General features: G+C 61.5%; 16 protein-coding genes. 9 read left to right on the top strand and 7 right to left on the bottom strand.

Going from position 1 to position 21,315, the window contains the following annotated elements; translation table 11 throughout:
* The first annotated feature begins 211 nt into the window (after positions 1–211).
* The 7 genes from pcaR (at position 212) to pcaC (ending at position 8,038) form a co-directional block, all read left to right on the top strand.
* On the top strand, positions 212–1,054 hold the full coding sequence (gene pcaR / locus HB675_RS00495) for an IclR family transcriptional regulator (RefSeq protein WP_213875128.1): 843 nt from the start codon (positions 212–214) through the stop codon (positions 1,052–1,054).
* Positions 1,055–1,184: 130 nt separating this feature from the next.
* A complete protein-coding gene (locus tag HB675_RS00490; protein WP_213875127.1) occupies positions 1,185–2,531 on the top strand; it encodes an MFS transporter in 1,347 nt (448 codons plus the stop codon).
* 213 nt (positions 2,532–2,744) lie between these two features.
* Complete coding sequence (gene pcaF / locus HB675_RS00485; RefSeq protein ID WP_213875126.1) at positions 2,745–3,950, top strand: 3-oxoadipyl-CoA thiolase; 1,206 nt, start codon at positions 2,745–2,747, stop codon at positions 3,948–3,950.
* A 166-nt stretch (positions 3,951–4,116) separates the two neighbouring features.
* Positions 4,117–5,406, top strand: coding sequence for an MFS family transporter (locus tag HB675_RS00480; protein WP_213875125.1), 1,290 nt, complete (start codon positions 4,117–4,119; stop codon positions 5,404–5,406).
* 47 nt (positions 5,407–5,453) lie between these two features.
* Positions 5,454–6,818, top strand: a complete 1,365-nt coding sequence (locus HB675_RS00475; RefSeq protein ID WP_213875124.1) for a 3-carboxy-cis,cis-muconate cycloisomerase — start codon at positions 5,454–5,456, stop codon at positions 6,816–6,818.
* A 10-nt stretch (positions 6,819–6,828) separates the two neighbouring features.
* The gene (gene pcaD / locus HB675_RS00470; protein WP_213875123.1) at positions 6,829–7,623 is read left to right on the top strand and encodes a 3-oxoadipate enol-lactonase; all 795 of its coding nucleotides are present in this window, start codon (positions 6,829–6,831) and stop codon (positions 7,621–7,623) included.
* A 22-nt stretch (positions 7,624–7,645) separates the two neighbouring features.
* Positions 7,646–8,038, top strand: coding sequence for a 4-carboxymuconolactone decarboxylase (pcaC, locus tag HB675_RS00465; RefSeq protein ID WP_213875122.1), 393 nt, complete (start codon positions 7,646–7,648; stop codon positions 8,036–8,038).
* 139 nt (positions 8,039–8,177) lie between these two features.
* On the opposite strand, the gene HB675_RS00460 is transcribed toward pcaC, so the two are convergent.
* The 4 genes from HB675_RS00460 to HB675_RS00445 form a co-directional block, all read right to left on the bottom strand.
* Positions 8,178–9,503 (bottom strand): OprD family porin, encoded by a 1,326-nt coding sequence (locus tag HB675_RS00460; RefSeq protein WP_213875121.1) that lies wholly within the window; start codon positions 9,501–9,503, stop codon positions 8,178–8,180.
* 298 nt (positions 9,504–9,801) lie between these two features.
* The gene (gene adeC / locus HB675_RS00455) at positions 9,802–11,256 is read right to left on the bottom strand and encodes an AdeC/AdeK/OprM family multidrug efflux complex outer membrane factor (protein WP_213875120.1); all 1,455 of its coding nucleotides are present in this window, start codon (positions 11,254–11,256) and stop codon (positions 9,802–9,804) included.
* Complete coding sequence (locus HB675_RS00450; RefSeq protein WP_213875119.1) at positions 11,253–14,417, bottom strand: efflux RND transporter permease subunit; 3,165 nt, start codon at positions 14,415–14,417, stop codon at positions 11,253–11,255. Before HB675_RS00450 ends, adeC begins: the two co-directional genes overlap by 4 nt.
* A 3-nt stretch (positions 14,418–14,420) precedes the next feature.
* Complete coding sequence (locus HB675_RS00445; RefSeq protein ID WP_213875118.1) at positions 14,421–15,572, bottom strand: efflux RND transporter periplasmic adaptor subunit; 1,152 nt, start codon at positions 15,570–15,572, stop codon at positions 14,421–14,423.
* A gap of 234 nt (positions 15,573–15,806) precedes the next feature.
* Between HB675_RS00445 and HB675_RS00440 the strand changes: the two genes are divergently transcribed.
* Positions 15,807–16,439: a TetR family transcriptional regulator gene (locus HB675_RS00440; RefSeq protein ID WP_213875687.1), complete on the top strand. Its 633-nt coding sequence runs from the start codon at positions 15,807–15,809 to the stop codon at positions 16,437–16,439.
* A gap of 171 nt (positions 16,440–16,610) precedes the next feature.
* On the opposite strand, the gene HB675_RS00435 is transcribed toward HB675_RS00440, so the two are convergent.
* Together HB675_RS00435 and pobA are read right to left on the bottom strand one after the other, a co-directional pair.
* The gene (locus tag HB675_RS00435; RefSeq protein ID WP_213875117.1) at positions 16,611–18,083 is read right to left on the bottom strand and encodes an MFS transporter; all 1,473 of its coding nucleotides are present in this window, start codon (positions 18,081–18,083) and stop codon (positions 16,611–16,613) included.
* 88 nt (positions 18,084–18,171) lie between these two features.
* Positions 18,172–19,356, bottom strand: a complete 1,185-nt coding sequence (pobA, locus tag HB675_RS00430; protein ID WP_213875116.1) for a 4-hydroxybenzoate 3-monooxygenase — start codon at positions 19,354–19,356, stop codon at positions 18,172–18,174.
* Positions 19,357–19,502: 146 nt separating this feature from the next.
* Between pobA and HB675_RS00425 the strand changes: the two genes are divergently transcribed.
* The gene (locus HB675_RS00425) at positions 19,503–20,375 is read left to right on the top strand and encodes a helix-turn-helix domain-containing protein (protein WP_213875115.1); all 873 of its coding nucleotides are present in this window, start codon (positions 19,503–19,505) and stop codon (positions 20,373–20,375) included.
* Here HB675_RS00425 and HB675_RS00420 read toward each other — a convergent pair.
* Positions 20,372–21,304, bottom strand: a complete 933-nt coding sequence (locus tag HB675_RS00420; protein WP_213875114.1) for an AraC family transcriptional regulator — start codon at positions 21,302–21,304, stop codon at positions 20,372–20,374. The genes HB675_RS00425 and HB675_RS00420 overlap by 4 nt on opposite strands.
* Positions 21,305–21,315 lie beyond the last annotated feature (11 nt).

Genomic DNA, 21,315 nt, shown 5'->3' with positions numbered 1-21,315 from the left:
ACGGCCCCGCCATACAGCAAAGGCCGTGCCGGAGGCTTCGTTGGTGGGTACCTGACCAGAACCCCAAGAAGCCACATGGTGGCGGGAGAAAATGTATAAGCAACGAGCGCAGCGGTCAATTGCGATTATCGGCCAGTCGTTCGATAATCGCCCCGACTCAAGCCGAGATGTACCCAGGCCGATAGCCCGGGAAGAACAGAAAAGGATCAGGATGAACGACCAACTGCGCAATTCATTCACTTCGCTGGCTCCGCCTATCGTAGCCTCACCGGCCAAACGCATTCAGGCATTGACCGGCGATCCCGACTTCATGACCTCGCTGGCCCGCGGGCTGGCGGTGATCCAGGCGTTTCAGGAGCGCAAGCGGCATTTGACCATTGCCCAGATCAGCCACCGTACGGAGATCCCGAGGGCCGCCGTTCGTCGCTGCCTGCATACGTTGATCAAGTTGGGATACGCCACCACCGATGGGCGCACCTACTCGCTGTTGCCCAAAGTGCTCACCCTGGGGCACGCCTACCTGTCGTCCACGCCACTGGCGGTCTCGTCGCAGCCCTATCTGGACCGCATGAGCGAACAGCTTCACGAAGCGTGCAACATGGCCACGCTGGAAGATGATGACATCCTCTATATCGCCCGCTCGGCCACCACCCAGCGGCTGATTTCGGTGGATCTTTCCGTCGGCGGCCGCCTGCCTGCCTACTGCACGTCAATGGGCCGGATCCTGCTGGCAGCACTGGACGACGCCTCCCTGGACGAATACCTGGAGCGCGTCGATCTGCAGCCCAGGACCAGCCGCACCCTTGTCAGTAAAGCGGCCTTGTTGACGTGCCTGCACAAGGTCCGCGAGCAGGGCTGGTGCATCGTCGACCAGGAACTGGAGCAGGGGCTGCGTTCCATTGCGGTGCCGGTCTACGATGCTTCGGGGCAAGTGTTGGCGGCGCTCAACGTCAGCACCCACGCCGGTCGGGTCACCAGTACGGATCTGGAACAACGGATTCTGCCGATCATGCTCATCGCCAGCCGCGACCTGAGTACACAACTGTTCTCCTGAACCTGTTCGATAAACGCCCACAGATGCGTTTATCGAATTGACGCTCTGCCTGCCCCATTATTACTGTCCTCGCACCGCTCGGGCCCTGTCCGAGCACTCATAAAAAGAACAAAGCGAGTGCCTCCCTCTCATGAACCGTCCCGACATTGCCGTGGGCAATACCTTGGATGTGCAGTCCTTCATCAACTCTCAGCCGCTGTCGTCCTACCAGTGGCGGGTGGTGATCCTGTGCTTTTTGATCGTCTTGCTCGATGGTCTGGACACGGCTGCCATGGGCTTTATCGCGCCGGCGCTGTCCCAGGATTGGGGTATCGACCGCGCCAGCCTCGGCCCGGTCATGAGTGCGGCCCTGATCGGCATGGTCTTCGGTGCTTTGGGCTCCGGGCCCCTGGCGGACCGCTTTGGTCGCAAAGGGGTGCTGGTCAGCGCCGTGTGGGTATTCGGAGTGTTCAGCCTGGCTTCGGCCTACAGCAGCAACGTCAATGAATTGCTGATTCTGCGCTTTTTGACCGGTCTGGGCCTGGGTGCCGGCATGCCCAATGCCACCACGCTGCTCTCCGAATACACCCCTGAACGCAAGAAGTCGTTGCTGGTGACCAGCATGTTCTGTGGCTTCAACCTGGGCATGGCCGGTGGCGGCTTCATTTCTGCCAAGTTGATCCCGGCCTATGGCTGGCATGCCCTGCTGTTGCTGGGCGGGTTGTTGCCGCTGGTGCTGGGTGTGGTTCTGCTGCTGTGGCTGCCAGAATCGGCCCGGTACTTGGTGGTGCGCAGCCGTGGCGTGGACCGGGTGCGCAAGGCGTTGTCGCCCATCGCTCCGGCGGTGGTCGCTCAGGCCGGGGGGTTCAGTGTTCCTGAGCAGAAGACCGTCAAGGCCGGCAACGTCCTCGCGGTGATCTTCTCGGCGACCAATCGCACCGGGACGCTGCTGTTGTGGCTGACCTATTTCATGGGTCTGGTGATTGTCTACCTGCTCACCAGCTGGCTGCCGACCTTGATGCGCGAAAGCGGCGCGACCATGGAGCAAGCGGCTTTCATCGGTGCGCTGTTCCAGTTTGGCGGGGTCCTGAGTGCTATCGGCGTGGGCTGGGCGATGGACAACTTCAACCCGCACAAGGTCATCGGCACTTTCTACCTGCTGGCCGGCGTGTTTGCCTACGCCGTGGGCCAGAGCCTGGGCCACACCGCCGTGCTGGCCACTCTGGTGCTCGTAGCCGGCATGTGTGTCAACGGTGCGCAGTCGGCGATGCCCTCACTGGCGGCGCGCTTTTACCCAACGCAGGGCCGCGCCACCGGTGTCTCGTGGATGCTCGGCATCGGCCGTTTCGGTGCGATTCTCGGGGCTTGGATGGGCGCTACACTCTTGGGTCTGGGCTGGAATTTCGAACAGGTGCTGACCGCCTTGGTGATTCCGGCTGGCCTGGCCACACTCGCCGTGTTGATCAAGGGTTTCGTGAGTCACGCCGACGCCACCTGACCCTTCAAGCCACCGCGGGCAACCGCTGGTGGCTTTTTAAGGTCTGGTTCGATTACCGAACATATAGTCGATTATCGGATTGTCGCAACCAAAAGCTACGCTTAACCTGTCGCCACTTTCGGCAGCCACCGCCTCGCGTCTCGAGGCCCGCGCTGCAGTGCCGACCGCTACCGAGCCGGCCGTGGCTGTCCACGGCCGAACATCTGGAGAAGCATGATGCGTGAAGTCTTTATCTGTGACGCGATTCGTACCCCCATCGGCCGTTTTGGCGGGGGCCTGTCCACTGTCCGTGCCGATGACCTGGCAGCGGTACCCATCAAGGCGTTGATCGAGCGTAACCCGTCGGTGAACTGGAACGACGTGGATGAAGTGTTCTTTGGCTGCGCCAACCAGGCCGGGGAAGATAACCGCAACGTGGCGCGCATGGCCGCGCTCTTGGCCGGGCTGCCGGAAACCATTCCGGGCGTGACCCTCAACCGCCTCTGCGCTTCGGGCATGGACGCAGTGGGCACGGCCTTCCGCGCCATTGCCAGCGGCGAGATGGAATTGGCCATTGCCGGAGGCGTCGAGTCGATGTCCCGCGCGCCCTTCGTCATGGGCAAGGCCGATGCCGCCTACTCGCGCAACATGAAACTGGAAGATACCACCATCGGCTGGCGCTTCATCAACCCGCTGATGAAGGCGCAGTACGGCGTCGATTCCATGCCAGTAACTGGCGACAACGTGGCCGACGACTACAAGGTCTCCCGTGCCGATCAGGACGCGTTTGCCCTGCGCAGCCAGCAACGCACGGCCGCCGCCCAGGCTGCCGGCTATTTCGCCGAGGAAATCGTCCCGGTGCGTGTGGCCCACAAGAAAGGCGAAGCCGTCGTCGAACATGACGAGCACCCCCGTGCCGACACCACCCTGGAAGCATTGACCAAGCTCAAGCCGGTCAATGGCCCGGACAAGACGGTAACGGCGGGTAACGCGTCGGGCGTCAACGACGGTGCCGCCGCCCTGATCCTGGCGTCGGCCGAGGCGGTCAAGAAGTACGGCCTCAAGCCGCGCGCGCGCATCCTCGGGATGGCCAGCGGTGGCGTGGCCCCCCGGGTGATGGGCATCGGGCCGGTACCGGCGGTGCGCAAGCTGGTGGAGCGCCTGGGCTTGGCGGTCAGCGACTTCGACGTGATCGAACTCAACGAAGCCTTTGCCAGCCAAGGCCTGGCTGTCTTGCGTGAGCTGGGCGTGGCCGACGATGCGCCACAGGTCAACCCGAACGGTGGCGCCATTGCGCTGGGTCACCCACTGGGCATGAGCGGCGCGCGTCTGGTACTGACCGCTGTGCACCACTTGGAAAAGACCGGTGGCAAGAAGGGCCTGGCAACCATGTGTGTAGGGGTTGGTCAAGGTCTGGCGTTGGCGGTGGAGCGGGTTTGACGCCGAAATCGTGATTGCGGGCTTCGGACGCTCCCACCGCGCGACATGCAGGAGCGCGCCAAGCCCGCGAACGGTTCACACGAGGGCGCAAAGCTTGCAGTACAGGGTTGTTACAGGTTATGTCTGATTCGCGGCACATCTGTCCGACCCTAACGAGAATTAAAGAATGACAACAACTCATTACACCGGTGAAGAGCGGCGCAAGCGCATCTTTGCCATTGTCGGTGCTTCATCCGGGAACCTGGTCGAGTGGTTCGACTTTTATGTCTATGCCTTCTGCGCCATCTACTTCGCCCCGGCGTTCTTTCCTTCCGACAATCCGACGGTTCAACTGGTGAACACCGCCGGGGTCTTTGCCGCAGGCTTCCTGATGCGGCCCATTGGCGGCTGGTTGTTCGGTCGAGTGGCCGACAAGCACGGGCGCAAGAATTCCATGCTGATCTCCGTGCTGATGATGTGTTTCGGCTCGCTGGTGATCGCTTTTCTGCCGACCTACGCAACCATCGGTGTGTGGGCGCCGATCATTTTGTTGTTGGCTCGGTTATTTCAAGGTTTGTCGGTGGGCGGTGAATACGGCACCACTGCTACCTATATGAGTGAAGTGGCTTTGCGCGGACAGCGTGGCTTCTTTGCCTCTTTTCAGTATGTGACGCTGATCGGCGGTCAGTTGCTGGCCGTGCTCACCGTGGTCATCCTCCAGCAGTTTCTCGATGAGCCGGAACTCAAGGCCTGGGGCTGGCGCATTCCGTTCGTGGTCGGTGCCATCGCCGCGTTGATTTCGCTGCTGCTGCGCCGCACGCTGAAAGAAACCACCACCGCCGAACAACGTGCCGATAAAGACGCGGGCAGTATCGTCAGCCTCTTCAAGCACAACACCCCGGCTTTCCTCACCGTGCTGGGCTATACCGCCGGCGGCTCGTTGATCTTCTACACCTTCACGACGTACATGCAGAAGTACCTGGTGAATACGGCTGGAATGCACGCCAAGACCGCCAGCCTGATCATGACCGGTGCGCTGTTTCTGTACATGTGCATGCAACCGTTGTTCGGGATGTTGGCCGATCGCATCGGTCGGCGTAACTCGATGCTGTGGTTCGGGGCGTTGGGCACGCTGTGCACCTTTCCGATTTTGATGCTGCTCAAAAGTAACACCAGCCCGTTCCTGGCGTTTTTGCTGATCACCCTGGCCTTGGCTATTGTCAGTTTCTACACCTCCATCAGTGGTCTGGTCAAAGCCGAGATGTTCCCCCCGCAAGTGCGCGCACTGGGGGTGGGCCTGGCGTACGCCGTGGCCAATGCCCTCTTCGGCGGCACCGCCGAAGTGGTGGCCTTGTCCCTGAAAAGCGGCGGCAACGAAAACACGTTTTACTGGTACGTCACCGTGATGATGGCGGTCGCCTTCCTGTTCAGCCTGCGTTTGCCCAAACAGCCGACCTACCTGCATCACGATCATTGATTGACCCGGCCTGCGCCCTCCGGGGTGCGGGCCCTTGAGGAGTGACCATGAGCGAACGCCCGGACAACCAGTTGTTCGATGCCTATTTCACCTCGCGTGACATGCGCGAGATTTTTTCCGACCGCGGCCGCGTGCAAGGCATGCTCGATTTCGAAGCGGGGCTGGCGCGCGCCGAGTCCCGTGTCGGGGTCATCCCCAAAGAAGCGGTAGGGCCTATCGAAGCGGCCTGTGACGCCTGGCAGTACGATTTCGAACTGCTCGGCGAGGCCATCGCCAGCGCCGGCAACTCGGCCATTCCGCTGGTGAAGATGCTCGGCAAACAGATCGCCGCCAGCGATGCCGGGGCCGAGCGCCATGTGCATCTGGGCGCTACCAGTCAGGATGTCATGGACACCGGACTGGTGCTGCAATTGCGCGATGCCCTGGACCTGATCGAGGGTGATTTGCTCGCCCTGACCAACTCTTTGGCCGAACAGGCGCAAAACCATGCGCTGACCCCACTGGCTGGACGCACCTGGCTGCAACACGCAACGCCCGTGACCTTGGGCATGAAGATCGCCGGCTGGCTGGCGGCGTTGAACCGTAGCCGTCAGCGGTTGCAGGAACTCAAACCCCGCCTGCTGGTGCTGCAGTTCGGCGGGGCGTCCGGCACCTTGGCAGCGCTCGGTGACAATGCCTTGGCCGTGGCCGAAGCCTTGGCCGAAGAACTTGAGCTGGAGTTGCCCGAGCAACCCTGGCACACCCATCGTGATCGACTGGTGGAGTTCGGCGCGGTGCTGGGCCTGGTGGCGGGTACGCTGGGCAAGATTGGCCGTGACATCAGCCTGTTGATGCAGACCGAAGCCGGGGAGGTCTTTGAACCTTCGGCGCCGGGCAAGGGCGGTTCGTCCACCATGCCGCACAAACGCAACCCAGTGGGCGCTGCCGTGTTGATCGGTGCCGCGACCCGTGTGCCGGGCCTGTTGTCGACCTTGTTCTCGGCCATGCCTCAGGAGCATGAACGCAGCCTGGGCCTGTGGCATGCCGAATGGGAAACCTTGCCCGAGATCTGCTGCCTGGTGTCGGGAGCGCTGCAACAGGCCCTGCTGATTGCCCGGGGCATGGAAGTGGACAGCGAGCGCATGCTGCGCAACCTCGACCTGACCCAAGGGCTGGTGCTGGCCGAAGCGGTGAGCATTGTCCTGTCCCAGCGCCTGGGCCGCGACGCTGCGCACCACTTGCTCGAACAATGCTGCAAACGCGCGGTGGCTGAAAAGCGGCACTTGCGCGCGGTGCTCGGTGACGAGCCCAAAGTCACCGCCGAACTCTCCAGCGATGAGCTGGACCGGCTGCTGGATCCGGCGAATTACCTTGGCCAGGCGAAAGTCTGGGTTGAGCGCGCGCTGGCCGAACATTCCCGTCTGAGCGTCTAAGGAGACTGCCGTGGCTCGTGTACAACTCGCCGAGGGCGAACTGAACTATCAAATTGATGGCGCCGCTGGCAAACCGGTCCTGGTGCTGTCCAACTCGCTGGGCACCGACCTGCGCATGTGGGACACGCAGATCGAGGCCTTCACTCAGCACTTCCAGGTGTTGCGCTACGACACCCGTGGCCATGGTCAGTCTTTGGTGACACCGGGGCCCTACAGCATCGAGCAACTGGGGCGGGACGTGCTGGCCTTGCTGGACGCCTTGCAGCTGGACCGTGTGCACTTCTGCGGCTTGTCCATGGGCGGCCTGATCGGTCAGTGGCTGGGTATCCATGCTGGCCAGCGCCTGCACAAGCTGGTGGTGTGCAACACCGCCGCGAAGATCGCCGGCCCGGACGTGTGGAACCCGCGCATCGAAACCGTTCTGCGTGACGGCGCTGCGGCCATGGTCGCGCTGCGTGATGCCTCCATTGCACGTTGGTTCACCCCCGGCTTCGCCACGGCGCATCCTGATCAGGCCAAGCGCATCACCGACATGCTGGCCGCGACCTCGCCCGAAGGCTATGCCGCCAACTGCGGCGCGGTACGCGATGCCGACTTCCGTGAGCATCTGGGCATGATCAAAGCCCCGACGTTGGTCATAGCTGGCACTGAAGACGCCGTAACGCCGCCGGCCGGCGGGCACTTCATTGAGGAACATGTCAACGGTGCCGAGTATGCGCAGTTCCACGCGGCGCACCTGTCCAACGTCGAAATCGGCGCGCCGTTCAGCCAGCGCGTGATCGATTTCCTGACGGCCAATCATTGAGCCCATCCCCGAGGAATACGTTGTGGACGAAAAAGAACGCTATAACGAAGGCATGAAAGTACGCCGTGCCGTACTGGGCGAAGCCCACGTTGACCGCAGTTTGACGAACCTGACGGAGTTCAACTCCGAGTTTCAGGAGATGATCACCCGTCACGCCTGGGGCGACATCTGGACCCGCCCGGGCCTGCCACGGCACACCCGCAGCCTGATCACCATTGCCATGCTGATCGGCATGAACCGCGCCGAGGAGCTCAAGCTGCACCTGCGCGCGGCCGCCAACAACGGCGTGACCCGTGAAGAGATCAAGGAAGTGCTGATGCAGAGCGCGATCTATTGCGGGATCCCGGCGGCCAATGCCACCTTCCACCTGGCTGAATCGGTGTGGGATGAGTTGGGCGTCGAGTCGCGGGAGTAGCTGTCACTTCTGCAGGACCGGGCTGGCTCGGGAAGCCTCCCGAGCCAGCCCGGTCCTGCAAAGATTCAGTGCAAATCGGCTGCAAAAAAAAGCCCGCTTGCGCGGGCTAAAAATTCGAGAGTTGAACGGTACCGAACGATTACAGAATCGAGATCGGGTACTGAACGATGAAACGGTTTTCGTTGAAGCTGCTGTTGACCGGCGTAGCGTCGCCATAGTTGCGACGCAGGGTGGAGTTGCGCCACCGCACGCTGAGGTTCTTGAACGTGCCGCTCTGGAACACATAGGCCACTTCGGTCTCGCGACCACGGTCTTCGCCGTCGGTCTCGGTGCCCAGATGGACGTTGGTACCTTCGATGAAGCGGTTCATCAGGGTCAGGCCCGGAATGCCCCAGCCGGCGAAATCGTAGTCGTGGCGAAGCTGCCAGGACTTCTCGCCCTTGAGTTCATAACTCCAGCCGTAGCTGTCGTTCGCCAGGGTGCCGCCGCTGGTGCCGCTGATGCGCTGCCAGTTGGCGTCGCCCATGACTTTCTGCAGGCCGACGAAGAAGGTGTTGAAGCCGTACTTCAGGGAGAACAGACCGGACATGGTGCGGTTGTCCTGGTCGCCAGCACGGTCTTCACCGTCGCCGTTACCCACGAAATAGCCCAGGTTGGCGCCAGCAGTCAGGCCCCAAGGCAGAGGCTGCGAGTGCAGGACCTGGTAGTACTGCTGGTGGTAGACGTCGGTCAACTGGTCATACCAGGCGCCGAGGAGGGTGTGCTTGTCGTTGAAGGTGTACTCGACACCGGCAAAGTTGAAGTTCTTGCCGTAGACGGTCGGGCTGCCGTGTACCACTTTGTCGGCGTTGTTCAGCGACATGTGCTCCATGCTGGCATCGTTACGCTGGCTGTTGGCCTGGAACTGGCCGAGGTACAGCGTGGTGTTGTCGATGTCCTTGGAGGTGATCTGCGCACCCTTCATGGTTTGCGGCAAAGAACGACCATCGTCGATTCGCAGAATCGGCAGCACCGGTGCCCATTCACCGATCTTCAGTTCGGTCTTGGAGATCTTGGCCTTGCCGGCGACCGCCAGGCGACCGAAGTTGTCAGCGGGTTGGTTGCCGTCGTGCACAGGCAACAGTTGGGTGCCGTAGGTGCCGCCACCGCCGTCGAGTTTCTGTGCAAACAGGCCCAGCACGTCGACGCCGAAGCCGATGGTGCCTTGGGTAAAGCCTGATTTCGCATCCAGAATGAACGCCTGGGTCCATTCGGCCGCTTGGCCGCGAGTGTTGCGCTGGGTGGTTGCCGTGCCGCCGTAACGCTCGTAGTTGCGGTTAAAGTAAAAGTTACGCAGGTTGAGATTGACTTTCGCGTCTTCCAGAAACCCGCCGCTGCTGGCGCCGTCGGCGAAAGCGGGCAAGGCACTGCTGGCGATAGCGAGGGCGATCAGGGATGGCAACAGACGAGGTGCTTGTGTGGACATGGCGCGAACCTGTTTTTATTGGTTTTGGTTGGAATACGAACGCTAGCTGGCTTCAATGCTCACGGCTGGTCGTGTGGGGCGATCTTGCTTGCTTGCCACCGGTGATTCAATTCGTCGCACCTTGAAGTGGGCGATAAGCGAACACTAACCAGTCCGTTAGTTTCATCTAAACACAGTTTGTTACGTTTCCAAACCAAAACGTGAAGGAATGTTTATTTTTCAGCAGCTACGGAAGGGTTATCGGCAGGACAAAAAAAAACTCACCCGAAGGTGAGTTTTTTTTTGCAGGGCTCAGGAATCAGCCTTTTGGCGTTCCGGTCGGGCCGGCATTTTTCGCGTCGCCGGTGCGCTCATACCAGCCGCCCCCCAGTGCCTTGTACAGATTGACCTCGGCGGTCAGCTGAGCCAGGCGGTCAGTGATAGCCGATTGCTGAGCAGCAAACAGTGAGCGCTGTGCATCGAGGAAGGTCAGGTTGCTGTCGATCCCGATGCGGTAACGCCGTTCAGCCAGGCGGTAGTAATCCTGGTTGGCCTGAACGTTGTCACGCTGTGCTTGCAGCTGGTCGACATAGGTCTTGCGAGCGGTCAGGCCATCGGAGACTTCCTGGAAGGCGGTCTGGATGGCTTTCTCGTAGTTCGCAACGTTGATGTCTTTCTGGATTTTCGAGTAATCCAGGCTGGCTTTCAGGCTGCCAGCGGTGAAGATCGGCAAGGTGATACTCGGCGAGAACTCCCAGGTACCTTGACCGCTGCGGAACAGATCTCCCAGTTGCGAGCTGCCCACGCCGCCACTGGCGGTCAGTTCGATGCGCGGGAAAAAGGCTGCGCGTGCCGCACCGATACTGGCGTTGGTCGCTTTCAGGTTGTGCTCGGCTTCGAGAATATCCGGGCGCCGAGTCAACAGATCCGAAGGCAGGCCAGCCGGTACTTCGGCCAACAGGTCGCCGTCCAGCGACTGTGGCTGTCCGAGGTTCGCCGGCAATGGCGCCCCGACCAGCAACACCAGGCTGTTGACGTCTTGAGCGACCTGACGGGTGTACTTCGCCAGGCTGATCTTCGCGGTTTCAACCTGGGTACGGGCCTGGGCCAGGTCCAGCGCCGTGGACACACCGACGTCGGTGCTGCGCGAGGTCAACCGCAAGCTGTCCTCGTAGGTCTTGAGGGTGTCCTGGGTCAGCTTCAGCAGTGCCTGATCGGCCTGCCAGGTCAGGTAGGCATTGGCCACGCTGGCCACCAGGCTGATCTGGGTGGAGCGGCGCGCTTCTTCACTGGAGAAGTACACTTCCAGGGCCTGCTGGCTGAGGCTGCGAATGCGGCCGAACAGGTCGATTTCGTACGAGGCCAGGCCAGCATTGGCGGTGTACTGGCTGCTGATGCCTTCTTTTCCTGTCTGCGACAGGTCGGCTGGAACGCGCTGACGATCACCCGAGGCTTGCAGGTTGATTGTCGGAAACAGGTCTGCACGTTGAATGCGGAACTGCGCCTGATAGGCCTCGACATTCAGGGCGGCGACACGCAGGTCGCGGTTGTTCTGCAGCGATTCCTGCACCAGCTGTTGCAGTGCCGGGTCGTGGAAGAACTGGCGCCAGCCTTGTTCGGCGGCGGCCACATTGGCCGCCTGGGCCGGCGAGTACGCCGGGCCTTGCGGGTACTGCGCCGCCACGGGCGCGACGGGCTGCTTGTAGTCGGGAATCAGCGAGCAGCCGCCGAGCACGATGGCAGAGACCGCAAGGGTCAACAGTGACTTGCTCATTGGCCAGCCTCATCGTGTGTAGTGTGAGCGTGATCTGAATCGTCTTTCTTCTTGCCGCCGAACCATGACGTCACGGCCACGAAGAACATCGGGACCCAGAAGATCGCCAGGGTGGTCGCCGTCAACATGCCGCCGATCACGCCGGTACCGATGGCGTGCTGGCTGCCCGAGCCGGCGCCGGTGGAGATGGCCAGCGGGATCACGCCGAGGATGAAGGCCATGGAGGTCATCACGATCGGACGCAGACGCATGCGGCAGGCTTCCACCGCCGCTTCGACGATGCCTTTGCCCTGTTCATGCAGTTCTTTGGCGAACTCGACGATCAGAATGGCGTTTTTCGCCGCCAGACCTACCGTCACCAACAAGCCCACCTGGAAGAACACGTCGTTGGACAGACCGCGCAACATGGTGGCCGCCAGTGCACCGATCACACCCAGCGGCACCACGAGGATAACCGCGATCGGGATCGACCAGCTTTCATACAGTGCCGCCAGGCACAGGAACACCATCAGGATCGAGATCGAGTACAGCGCTGGCGTCTGGGAGCCTGACAGGCGCTCCTCGTAGGACAGGCCGGTGAACGAATAACCGATACCTGCCGGCAACTTCTTGGCCAGAGCTTCGACTTCGTCCATGGCTTGACCGGTGCTGTAGCCCGGTGCCGGGGTACCGAGGATTTCCACTGCGGCGACACCGTTGTAACGCTCAAGCTTGGGCGAGCCGTAGATCCATTTGCCGCTGGCAAAGGCGGAGAACGGCACCATGGTTCCCGAGGAGTTGCGCACATACCACTTGTTCAAGTCTTCCGGGGTCATGCGGGCGCTGGCGATGCCTTGCACGAAGACCTTCTTGACCCGACCGCGGTCGATGAAGTCGTTGACGTAGCTACTGCCCAGCGCCGTGGAAACGGTGGTGTTGATGTCGGCGATGGACAGACCCAGGGCACGGGTACGTTCGTCGTCGATCACCAGTTGGTACTGCGGCTCATCGCTGAGCCCGTTGGGCCGCACGCCCGCGAGGATCTTGCTTTGTGCCGCCATGCCAAGGAACTGGTTGCGCGCTTCCATCAGTTTCTCGTGGCCGACGCCACCCTGATCCTGCAGGAAGAAGTCGAAACCGGTGGCGTTACCCAGTTCCAGTACCGAAGGCGGAACCACGGCAAACATCATGGAGTCGCGGAAGCTGGCGAATTTCTGCTGCGCCCGCTTGGCCACGCTGAATACGCTCATGGTCGAGGCGTCACGATCGCCCCATGGCTTGAGCAGGACGAACGCCAGGCCCGAGCTCTGGCCACGACCGGCGAAGTTGAAGCCGTTGACGCTGAACACCGAACCCACGGCCTTGCCTTCGCCGTTGTCGTTGTCCAGGAAGTACTCGCGCATCTTATCCAGTTGCTGCTGCGTACGCTCGGCGGTGGAGCCGGGCGGGGTCTGCACCTGGGCAAAGATCACGCCCTGGTCTTCATCGGGCAGGAACGCGGTAGGGATCTTGGTAAACATCCAGACCATGCCGGCAACGATGCAGATGTAGACCAGGAACGCAGGTATACGGTGCGTCACGATCTTCTGCACGCCGCTCGCGTAGTGGTTCACACCGCTGTCGAAGCGACGGTTGAACCAGCCGAAGAAACCTTTCTTCGGTTGGCCGTGCTCGCCTTCCTTGATCGGCTTGATCAGGGTGGCACAGAGCGCCGGGGTGAACACCAGGGCCACGAACACCGAGAGGGCCATGGCCGACACGATGGTGATCGAGAACTGCTTGTAGATCACACCGGTGGAACCGCTGAAGAAGGCCATCGGCAGCAGTACTGCCGAGAGCACCATGGCGATACCGACGAGTGCCCCCTGGATCTGCCCCATCGACTTGCGTGTGGCCTCCTTGGGTGACATGTGCTCTTCGGCCATCACCCGCTCGACGTTCTCCACCACGACGATGGCGTCGTCCACCAATAGACCGATGGCCAGGATCATGCCGAACATGGTCAAGGTGTTGATGGTGAAGCCGGCGGCCGCGAGGATGCCGAAGGTACCCAGCAGTACGACGGGAACAGTCATGGTGGTGATGATGGTGGCCCGCAGGTTCTGCAGGAACAGGTACATCACCAGGAACACCAGGATGATCGCTTCGATCAGGGTTTCAACCACACCATGGATGGATTCCTTGACCGTTGGCGTGGTGTCGTACGGATACACGACCTTCATGCCAGGCGGAAAGAAGGGTTCCAGGGTGGCGACGGTGGCGCGGATCGCCTTGGCGGTATCCAGGGCGTTGGCGCCCGGGGCCAGCTTGATCGCCATACCGGAAGCCGGCTTGCCGTTGAACTGCGCGTCGACCGCGTAGGTCTGGCCGCCCAGCGCCACGTCGGCGACGTCGCGAATGCGCACTTGCGAACCGTCGGCGTTGACCTTGAGCAGGATGTTCTTGAATTGCTCGGCGGTCTGCAGACGGGTCTTGCCGATGATGGTGGCGTTGAGTTGCTGGCCTTTGACGGCTGGCAAACCACCCACCTGGCCGGACGACACCTGGACGTTCTGTGCCGAAATCGCATCGGTCACATCGCCCGGGTTCAGCTGATAGTTGTTCAGCTTGGCCGGGTCGAGCCAGATGCGCATCGCGTACTGCGAACCGAATACCTGGAAGTCACCCACACCGTTGGTGCGCGAGATCGGGTCCTGGATGTTCGACACGATGTAGTTGGAAAGGTCGTCCTTGGTGAAGTTGCCGTTCTCCGAGACCAGGCCGATGACCAGCAGGAAGTTTTTTACCGCCTTGGTCACGCGGATACCCTGTTGCTGCACTTCTTGCGGCAGCAGTGGGGTGGCCAGGTTGAGCTTGTTCTGCACCTGGACCTGGGCGATGTCCGGGTTGGTGCCCTGGTTGAACGTGGCGGTGATCACCATGGTGCCGTCGGAATCACTCTCCGAAGCGACGTAACGCAGGTTGTCGATGCCGTTGAGCTGCTGCTCGATGACTTGGACCACGGTGTCCTGGACCGTCTGAGCCGACGCACCTGGGTAGGTCACCTGGATGGCGATGGCCGGCGGTGCGATCGCCGGGTACTGGTTGATCGGTAGATTGAGGATCGAGAGCGCCCCCACCAGCATGATCACCAGCGCGATCACCCAAGCGAAAATGGGACGGTCGATAAAAAATTTCGACATGGTTTACTTCCCTTGGCCGCTCGTGGTGCCTGCGGCGGGCGTAGCGTTCGCTTTCTGGACGTTGGTCGCCTCGGACGGGTTGACCTGAACGCCCGGTTTGACGAACTGCAGGCCTTCAGTGATCACGCGGTCGCCGTCGCCCAGGCCCGAGTCCACCAGCCAGTCGTTACCGGCGGTTTGCGTGGCCTTGAGTTCACGCAGCTCGACCTTGTTGTCCTTGTTCACGACCAGCGCCGTCGGTTCGCCCTTGATGTCATGGGTGACGCCTTGCTGAGGCACGAGGATCGCTTTGGCGGCGACGCCGGTTTCCAGCTTGGCGTGCACGAACATACCCGGCAGCAGTTGGTGATCCGGGTTGGCGAAGCGGGCCCGCAGGGTCACGGAACCGGTGGTCTGGTCGACCGAGACTTCCTGGAATTCCAGGGTGCCTTCCTGTGCGTACTCGCTGCCGTCTTCCAGGGTCAGCTTGATCTTGGCGGCGTTGGCGCCAGCTTTCTGCAATTGACCGCTGGCCAGTTCATTGCGCAGCTTGAGCAGCTCCACGGACGATTGAGTCACGTCGACGTAGATCGGATCAAGCTGGGTTATGGTTGCCAAGGCAGTGCTCTGGCCATCGCTGACCAGGGCACCTTCGGTCACGGCGGAGCGGCTGATACGGCCCGAGATCGGCGCCATCACCTTGGTGTAGCGCACGTTGATCTGCGCGTTGCGCAGGGTCGCTTCGTTCTGCAGTTGAGTGAAGCGCGCCGTGTCGTATTCCTGGCGGCTGACGGCCTGTTCGGCGATCAACTGCTTGTAGCGGTCGGTCAGCGATTTGGCGGCTTCCAGATTGGCTTTGGCGTTGGCCTCGGTGGCCTCGTAGACCGCCGGGTCGATCTGGTAGAGCTGCTGGCCTTCCTTGACGTCACCACCTTCGGTGAACAGACGCTTGAGAATGATGCCGTTGACCTGTGGTCGCACTTCGGCCACGCGGAAGGCAGTGGTGCGCCCCGGCAGCTCTGTGGTCAAGGTGTACGACTGTGGATGGAGGGTCACGACGCCGACCTGAGGAGGTGGCGCGGCCGGAGCCGCAGCTTCTTCCTTCTTACAGCCACTGAGCAAGGTTGCCAGGGCGACGGCGGATACCAGAGCGGTAACAGCTGGCTTGAATTGCATGAAGATCCTCGGGTCAGGAGCGGGGGACGCTCAAGAATAGTGGAAAGACGGGAAAATTGATTCGACTAGATAAGTAGCTTACTAACGAATATACTTACATTCACGGCTGTTTGTAAACACCCGTTATCGTTTGCCTGCGGCCTTCACCGTCGAGGCTTGAGCCCGGAGACAGGTCAAAGAATCGCCGCTCCGTTCTACCGCTGTATTCGTGAATTGATTGAGGTGTTGACTGCCATGGTCCGTCGTACCAAAGAGGAAGCTCTGGAAACGCGCAGCCAGATACTCGAGGCCGCTGAAAATGCGTTCCACGAGCGTGGCGTGGCGCGTACGACGCTTGCCGATATCGCGACGCTGGCCGGGGTGACCCGGGGTGCAATCTATTGGCACTTCAGCAACAAGGCCGATCTGTTTCAGGCCATGCTTGATCGTCTGAACGAACCCCTGGACGCCTTGGCCCGGGCCAGCGAGAGCGAGGACGAACTCGATCCGCTGGGCTGTCTTCGCATACTGCTGGTGCATTTGTTTCAGCAGATTGCAACAGACCCGAAGATACGGCGGATCAATGAAATTTTGTTTCATAAGTGCGAGTTCACCAATGAAATGTGCGACCTGCGCCGGCAACGCCATTCGGCGGCCGTGGAGTGCAATATGCGCATAGAATTGTCGTTGAGCAATGCGATGAATCGCCAGCAGCTTCCGCACGACCTTGACCCGTACCGCGCAGCCATTGCTCTGCATGCTTATATCGATGGGGTCATTGGCCAGTGGCTGCTGATCCCTGAAACCCATGACCTCTTCCATGAGGCCGAGCGCTGCGTCGATGCAGGGCTCGATATGCTGCGCCTGAGTCCTGCACTGCGCAACTGATTGCTGTAACAGTTAGTTTCTCTGGCCGTCAATCACAGGCTGTCGGATCATGACGTTCTACCCAGTATTATCTACAGCCTCATGACAATTTAATAGTTAGCCGACTAACTATTCATTTAGGTGCGCTGATCTGTCGCAGTCTCCGGACCTGGCGAACTCGGCCGATGCTGGCTATTCCCGACCGCGCAGCAACTTGTCAGGCAACGCGATGGCCACTGCCAACCCTGCCAGCGAAATCACCGCGCTGGCCAACAACAGGTGGCGAAAGATCAAACTCAACTCGATGCGCAATGGCGCCTGTGCCGCACCGGCGCTGGTGTTCAGGCTCGACAGCAGGGCGTTGCCGCCGGTGTGATTGGACGGCAGGTTCAAGCCCTGCAGCATCGCCAGCAACAGCGCCGACAGGCAGGCGACGCCCACCGCGCCGCCCAGTGATCGGAACAGCGCCAGGGTGCTGGTGGCCACGCCGATGTCCCGGGGTTGTACCGCGTTCTGCGCGCCCACCAGCGAGGTCGGAAACTGCAACCCGCAGGCGCAGCCGATCATCAGCATGAATACCCCGCTGGCCCAGGCGTTGTCGGGCGGGCTGTAGGCCGCAGCGACAATGGCAAACGGCAGGATTGCAGCACCCGCCAGGATGATCGGCTTGTAGCGGCCGGTCTGCGACGTGCGGCGTCCGCCATAGAACGCGCCGATCGGCATGCCGATGGCCAACGGCAACAGGTGCAAGGCCGCCGAATCCGCTCCAGCGCCCGTCACGGTTTGAAACCGTAGCGGCATGATCACGCTCAGACCGATGCTCTGAAAGGCGGTGAAGAACACCGCGAGCCAACTGAGCACCGCCGCCGGAACGGTGAAGAGTTTCATCGGCAGCAAGGGTTCGCGAAAGCGCCGCTCGTGCCAGACAAACACCATCAGCGCCAGCACCGCCAAGGCGAACAGGCCGCAGACCTGCGGGTCGACCAGGTGATGGCCCTGGCCCAGCTGCGTGATGCTCAGCAGCAGGCTGCCCAGCCCGAGGATCATCAGGAGCGTGCCGAGGTAGTCGATGACCGGCGTGCGCTTGGGGATCGGCAGGCCGGCCAGCTTGATCTGGATGTAGGCACAGGAGAACAGGCCCAGCGGCAAGTTGATCCAGAACACCCAGCGCCACGACACATACTCTGTCATGACGCCGCCCAGCACCGGGCCGAGCACACTCGCCAAGGCATACATGCCGCTGAAATAACCCTGGTAGCGCCCGCGCTCGCGGGGCGGCACGATGTCGCCGATGATCGCCTGGCTGACCGAGACCATGCCGCCGGCGCCGATCCCTTGAAGAATCCGCGCCAGCACCAGTTGCTCCATGCTCTGGGCCATGCCGCAGAACAGCGAGGCCAGGGTGAACAGGCTGGTGCCGAACAGGATCATGCGGCGCCGGCCATACAGGTCGCCGAGTTTGCCGTAGACCGGGGTCGCCACGGTCATCGCCACCATGTACCCGGAAATCACCCAGGCCAGCAGCTCGACATCGTTGAACTGTGCCGAGATGGCCGGCAAGGAGACAGCCACAATGGTCTGGTCCAGCGCGCCAAGGAAGATCGCCAGCATCAGCGCGACCAGCACGCTGCGGATGGCCGGGGCAGGTTGATTGAGGTGGGTCACGGGCAGGCCTGACGTGTCATGGGGCAGCGACATTAGGTCGCAGATCGAATGACGCGCAGTTTACTTCATTAGCTAGCTATTTAGCTGCCTACTGGACAATTTCATACGGCAGGCCGACATAGTTCTCGGCAATGGTCTGCCGGCCTGCTGCTGACTCGATGAAGTAATCCAACTCTGTCTGCTGGATGCGCCGGGTGAAGTCATCGGCCTCCGGGAAGCGGTGCAACATCGACGTCATCCACCAGGAGAAGCGTTCGGCTTTCCACACTCGGCGCAGGCAGATGCTCGAGTATTTTTCCAGCAGGTCGGTACGGCCGTCGGCATAGACCTTCTGCAGAATGTCGAACAAGGTGCTGACATCGCTGGCCGCCAGGTTGAGGCCCTTGGCGCCGGTGGGCGGCACGATGTGCGCGGCATCGCCCACCAGAAACATCCGGCCGTACTGCATCGGTTCCACCACGAAGCTGCGCAGCGGGGCGATGCTTTTCTCGATGCTGGGGCCGGTGACCATGCGCGCGCCAAGGTCGGCGGGCAGGCGCGATTTGAGTTCGTCCCAGAAGCGCTGGTCGGACCAGTCCTCGACCTTTTCCTCGGCATCCACCTGCACGTAGTACCGGGTGCGCGTGGCCGAGCGCATGCTGCACAGCGCAAAGCCCCGTTCGTGGGTGGCGTATACCAGCTCTTCATTGACCGGAGGGGTATCGGCGAGAATTCCCAGCCAGCCGAAGGGGTACACCCGTTCGAAGGTTTTCAGCGACTCGGCCGGAATGGCCTGACGCGCCACGCCATGAAAACCATCGCAACCGGCAATGTAGTCGCAGTCCAGGCGCAGGGTTTCGCCGTCTTGCTCGTAGCTGAGCCAGGGGCTGTCGGTCTTCATATCGTGGGGCTGCACGTTGCTCGCGCCATACACGGTAAAGGCGCCGCAGGCCTCGCGGGCCTCCATGAGGTCGCGGGTGACTTCGGTCTGGCCGTAGATCATCACCGTCTTGCCGCCGGTCAGGCCCTGCAGGTCGATGTGCACACGACGGCCCTGCACGGCCAGCTCAAAGCCGGTGTGCACCAGCCCTTCACGGTCCATGCGCTGGTTGACGCCCGCCTTGCGCAACAAGTCGACCATGCCCTGTTCCAACACGCCCGCGCGGATGCGGCTGAGCACGTAGTCAGGGGTTTGGCGTTCGAGAATGACGTTGGATATCCCGGCTTTGTGCAGCAATTGGCCGAGCAGTAGCCCGGACGGGCCGGCACCGATGATTGCGACTTGCGTCTTCATTATTATTGTCTCACGGGTTTTATAGTTGGTATGCCTTGCATTTTTCGCTTCAAGAGCCCTGAATTGAAGGCCGTTTCAACGTATTAGCCGGTACTTTTCGCTTATTTGTGCGATTAGCGAACAGGCCCTGTCCGCGGAGAACCACTTTGACCCAGCCCGTCGCGTCCCGCATTCCAGTGTTCAAGTTATACGGCGAAGGGCTGGCCTGGCCGACGCCCGACCTGCTGCATTGCGAGACCATTCCCAAGCGCAGCCGCCTGCACCATTGGGAGATTCAGCCGCATCGGCACGCCGACCTGTATCAGTTGCTGTATGTGCACCGCGGTCAGGCTCAAATAGACATCGAAGGCCAGCGTCAACTGATCACCCGCTCGGCGGTGCAGGTGGTGCCGCCGTTGTGTGTGCATGGCTTCCATTTTTCCGAAGACATCGACGGCTATGTGCTGACACTGGCCGCGCCGCTGGTCAGTCAGTTGCAGGCACAGATGGGCCCGGCCATGGCGGTCTTCGCGCGGCCAGCCAGCTACCCGGTGAGCGCTGACCGCGCCTACCTGAACCGGCTTTTTTCGGCGATTCAGCTGGAGTACCAGAGCGACCAGCCAGCGCGGGATGTGTTGTTGCATGCCTTGGTTGGCGCCGCCTTGGTATGGGTCGGACGGCAGGTGCTCAAGGGACGGGCGGCCGGTCAGATACCCGGGCGCAGCCAGGCGTATCTAAGCCAATTCATGCAGCGCGTGGAGCGCGATTTTCGCAGCCATGGCAGCGTCGAGGTCATGGCTCATGGCATCGGTATTTCGGTCGCTCACCTGAACAGCATCTGCCGCGAGCTGGCGGGCCAGTCGGCGTTGCAGATCATTCATCAGCGCCAGTTGCTCGAAGCCAAGCGCTGTCTGATCTACACCAACATGACGGTGGCGCAGTTGGCCGAGACCCTGGGGTTTGGCGATCCGGCCTACTTCTCCAGGTTTTTCCGGCGCCTGGCCGGCGTCTCGCCCAGCGCTTTTCGCGAGGCCGGCTAGACCGTCTGGCGCAACCGAGCCAGATCGCGCAACGGCGGGGCGCCGAACAGACGGCTGTACTCGCGGCTGAACTGTGACGGGCTTTCGTAGCCCACCTGATAGCCTGCCGCCGAGGCTTCCAGCCCTTGGTTGAGCATCAGACGCCGGGCTTCCTGCAGGCGCAATTGCTTTTGATACTGCAACGGGCTCATGGACGTCACGGCCTTGAATCGGTGATGCAGGGTGGACACGCTGAGGTTGACCTCACGGGCCAGCTCATCGATGCGCAGCGGTTCGTGAAAGTGGCTGTTGAGCCACTGGATCGCCCGGCTGACCCGATGGGTCTGGCTATTGCCCACAGCGATTTCATACAGCCGATGACCCTGCTGCCCACGCAGCAGGCGATAAAGAATTTCCCGACGCACCAAGGGCGCCAGCATGGCGATGTCCTTGGGGGTGTCCAGCAGCCGCACCAGCCGTAACACCGCGTCCAGCAGCGGCCCGTCCATGGCCTCGACGTACAGCCCGCGCCCCGTCGGCCGCGCCGGCACGCCCAAGGGCCCGGCTTCGGCGATCAGCGCATTGATTTCGGCCGGATCGATGTCCAGTCGCACCGACAGGCTGGGGTCGTCCGGGCTGGCTTCCAGAATGCGCCCGCTGATGGGCATCGCCACCGAGACCACCATGAAATTCAAAGGGTCATAGATATAGCGCTCATCGCCCAGCTGCACTTGCTTGCTGCCGTGGGCGAGGATACACAGGGCTGGTTGGGCCAGTGCCGGGAAGGACTGAGTGCAGTGGTCGTAACGCACCAGATGCAAGGGGTCGATAGCAGTCTTCAGGCAGCCTTCCAGCGTGACGTGGCGGCGAATCAGATCGGCCAGCTCGACCCGCTGCAAGTCCAGCGAGGTCGATAAACGAGAGGCGGGCAAGGGGTCGAGCTGGGTCATGGTCAAGCTCC

Source organism: Pseudomonas sp. dw_358 (genome assembly GCF_018449655.1).
GTDB lineage: Bacteria > Pseudomonadota > Gammaproteobacteria > Pseudomonadales > Pseudomonadaceae > Aquipseudomonas.
The sequence above is the reverse complement of the archived record's forward strand: the minus strand, read 5'-3'. Positions and strand labels throughout refer to the sequence as shown.

Excerpts from the sequence above, each read along its gene's own strand:
- HB675_RS00450 (WP_213875119.1), bottom strand. The coding sequence starts at position 14,417 with ATGTCGAAATTTTTTATCGACCGTCCCATTTTCGCTTGGGTGATCGCG.
- HB675_RS00420 (WP_213875114.1), bottom strand. The coding sequence starts at position 21,304 with ATGACCCAGCTCGACCCCTTGCCCGCCTCTCGTTTATCGACCTCGCTG.
- HB675_RS00490 (WP_213875127.1), top strand. The coding sequence starts at position 1,185 with ATGAACCGTCCCGACATTGCCGTGGGCAATACCTTGGATGTGCAGTCC.
- adeC (WP_213875120.1), bottom strand. The coding sequence starts at position 11,256 with ATGAGCAAGTCACTGTTGACCCTTGCGGTCTCTGCCATCGTGCTCGGC.
- pobA (WP_213875116.1), bottom strand. The coding sequence starts at position 19,356 with ATGAAGACGCAAGTCGCAATCATCGGTGCCGGCCCGTCCGGGCTACTG.
- HB675_RS00460 (WP_213875121.1), bottom strand. The coding sequence starts at position 9,503 with ATGTCCACACAAGCACCTCGTCTGTTGCCATCCCTGATCGCCCTCGCT.
- HB675_RS00475 (WP_213875124.1), top strand. The coding sequence starts at position 5,454 with ATGAGCGAACGCCCGGACAACCAGTTGTTCGATGCCTATTTCACCTCG.
- pcaR (WP_213875128.1), top strand. The coding sequence starts at position 212 with ATGAACGACCAACTGCGCAATTCATTCACTTCGCTGGCTCCGCCTATC.
- HB675_RS00440 (WP_213875687.1), top strand. The coding sequence starts at position 15,807 with ATGGTCCGTCGTACCAAAGAGGAAGCTCTGGAAACGCGCAGCCAGATA.
- HB675_RS00480 (WP_213875125.1), top strand. The coding sequence starts at position 4,117 with ATGACAACAACTCATTACACCGGTGAAGAGCGGCGCAAGCGCATCTTT.
- pcaF (WP_213875126.1), top strand. The coding sequence starts at position 2,745 with ATGATGCGTGAAGTCTTTATCTGTGACGCGATTCGTACCCCCATCGGC.
- HB675_RS00445 (WP_213875118.1), bottom strand. The coding sequence starts at position 15,572 with ATGCAATTCAAGCCAGCTGTTACCGCTCTGGTATCCGCCGTCGCCCTG.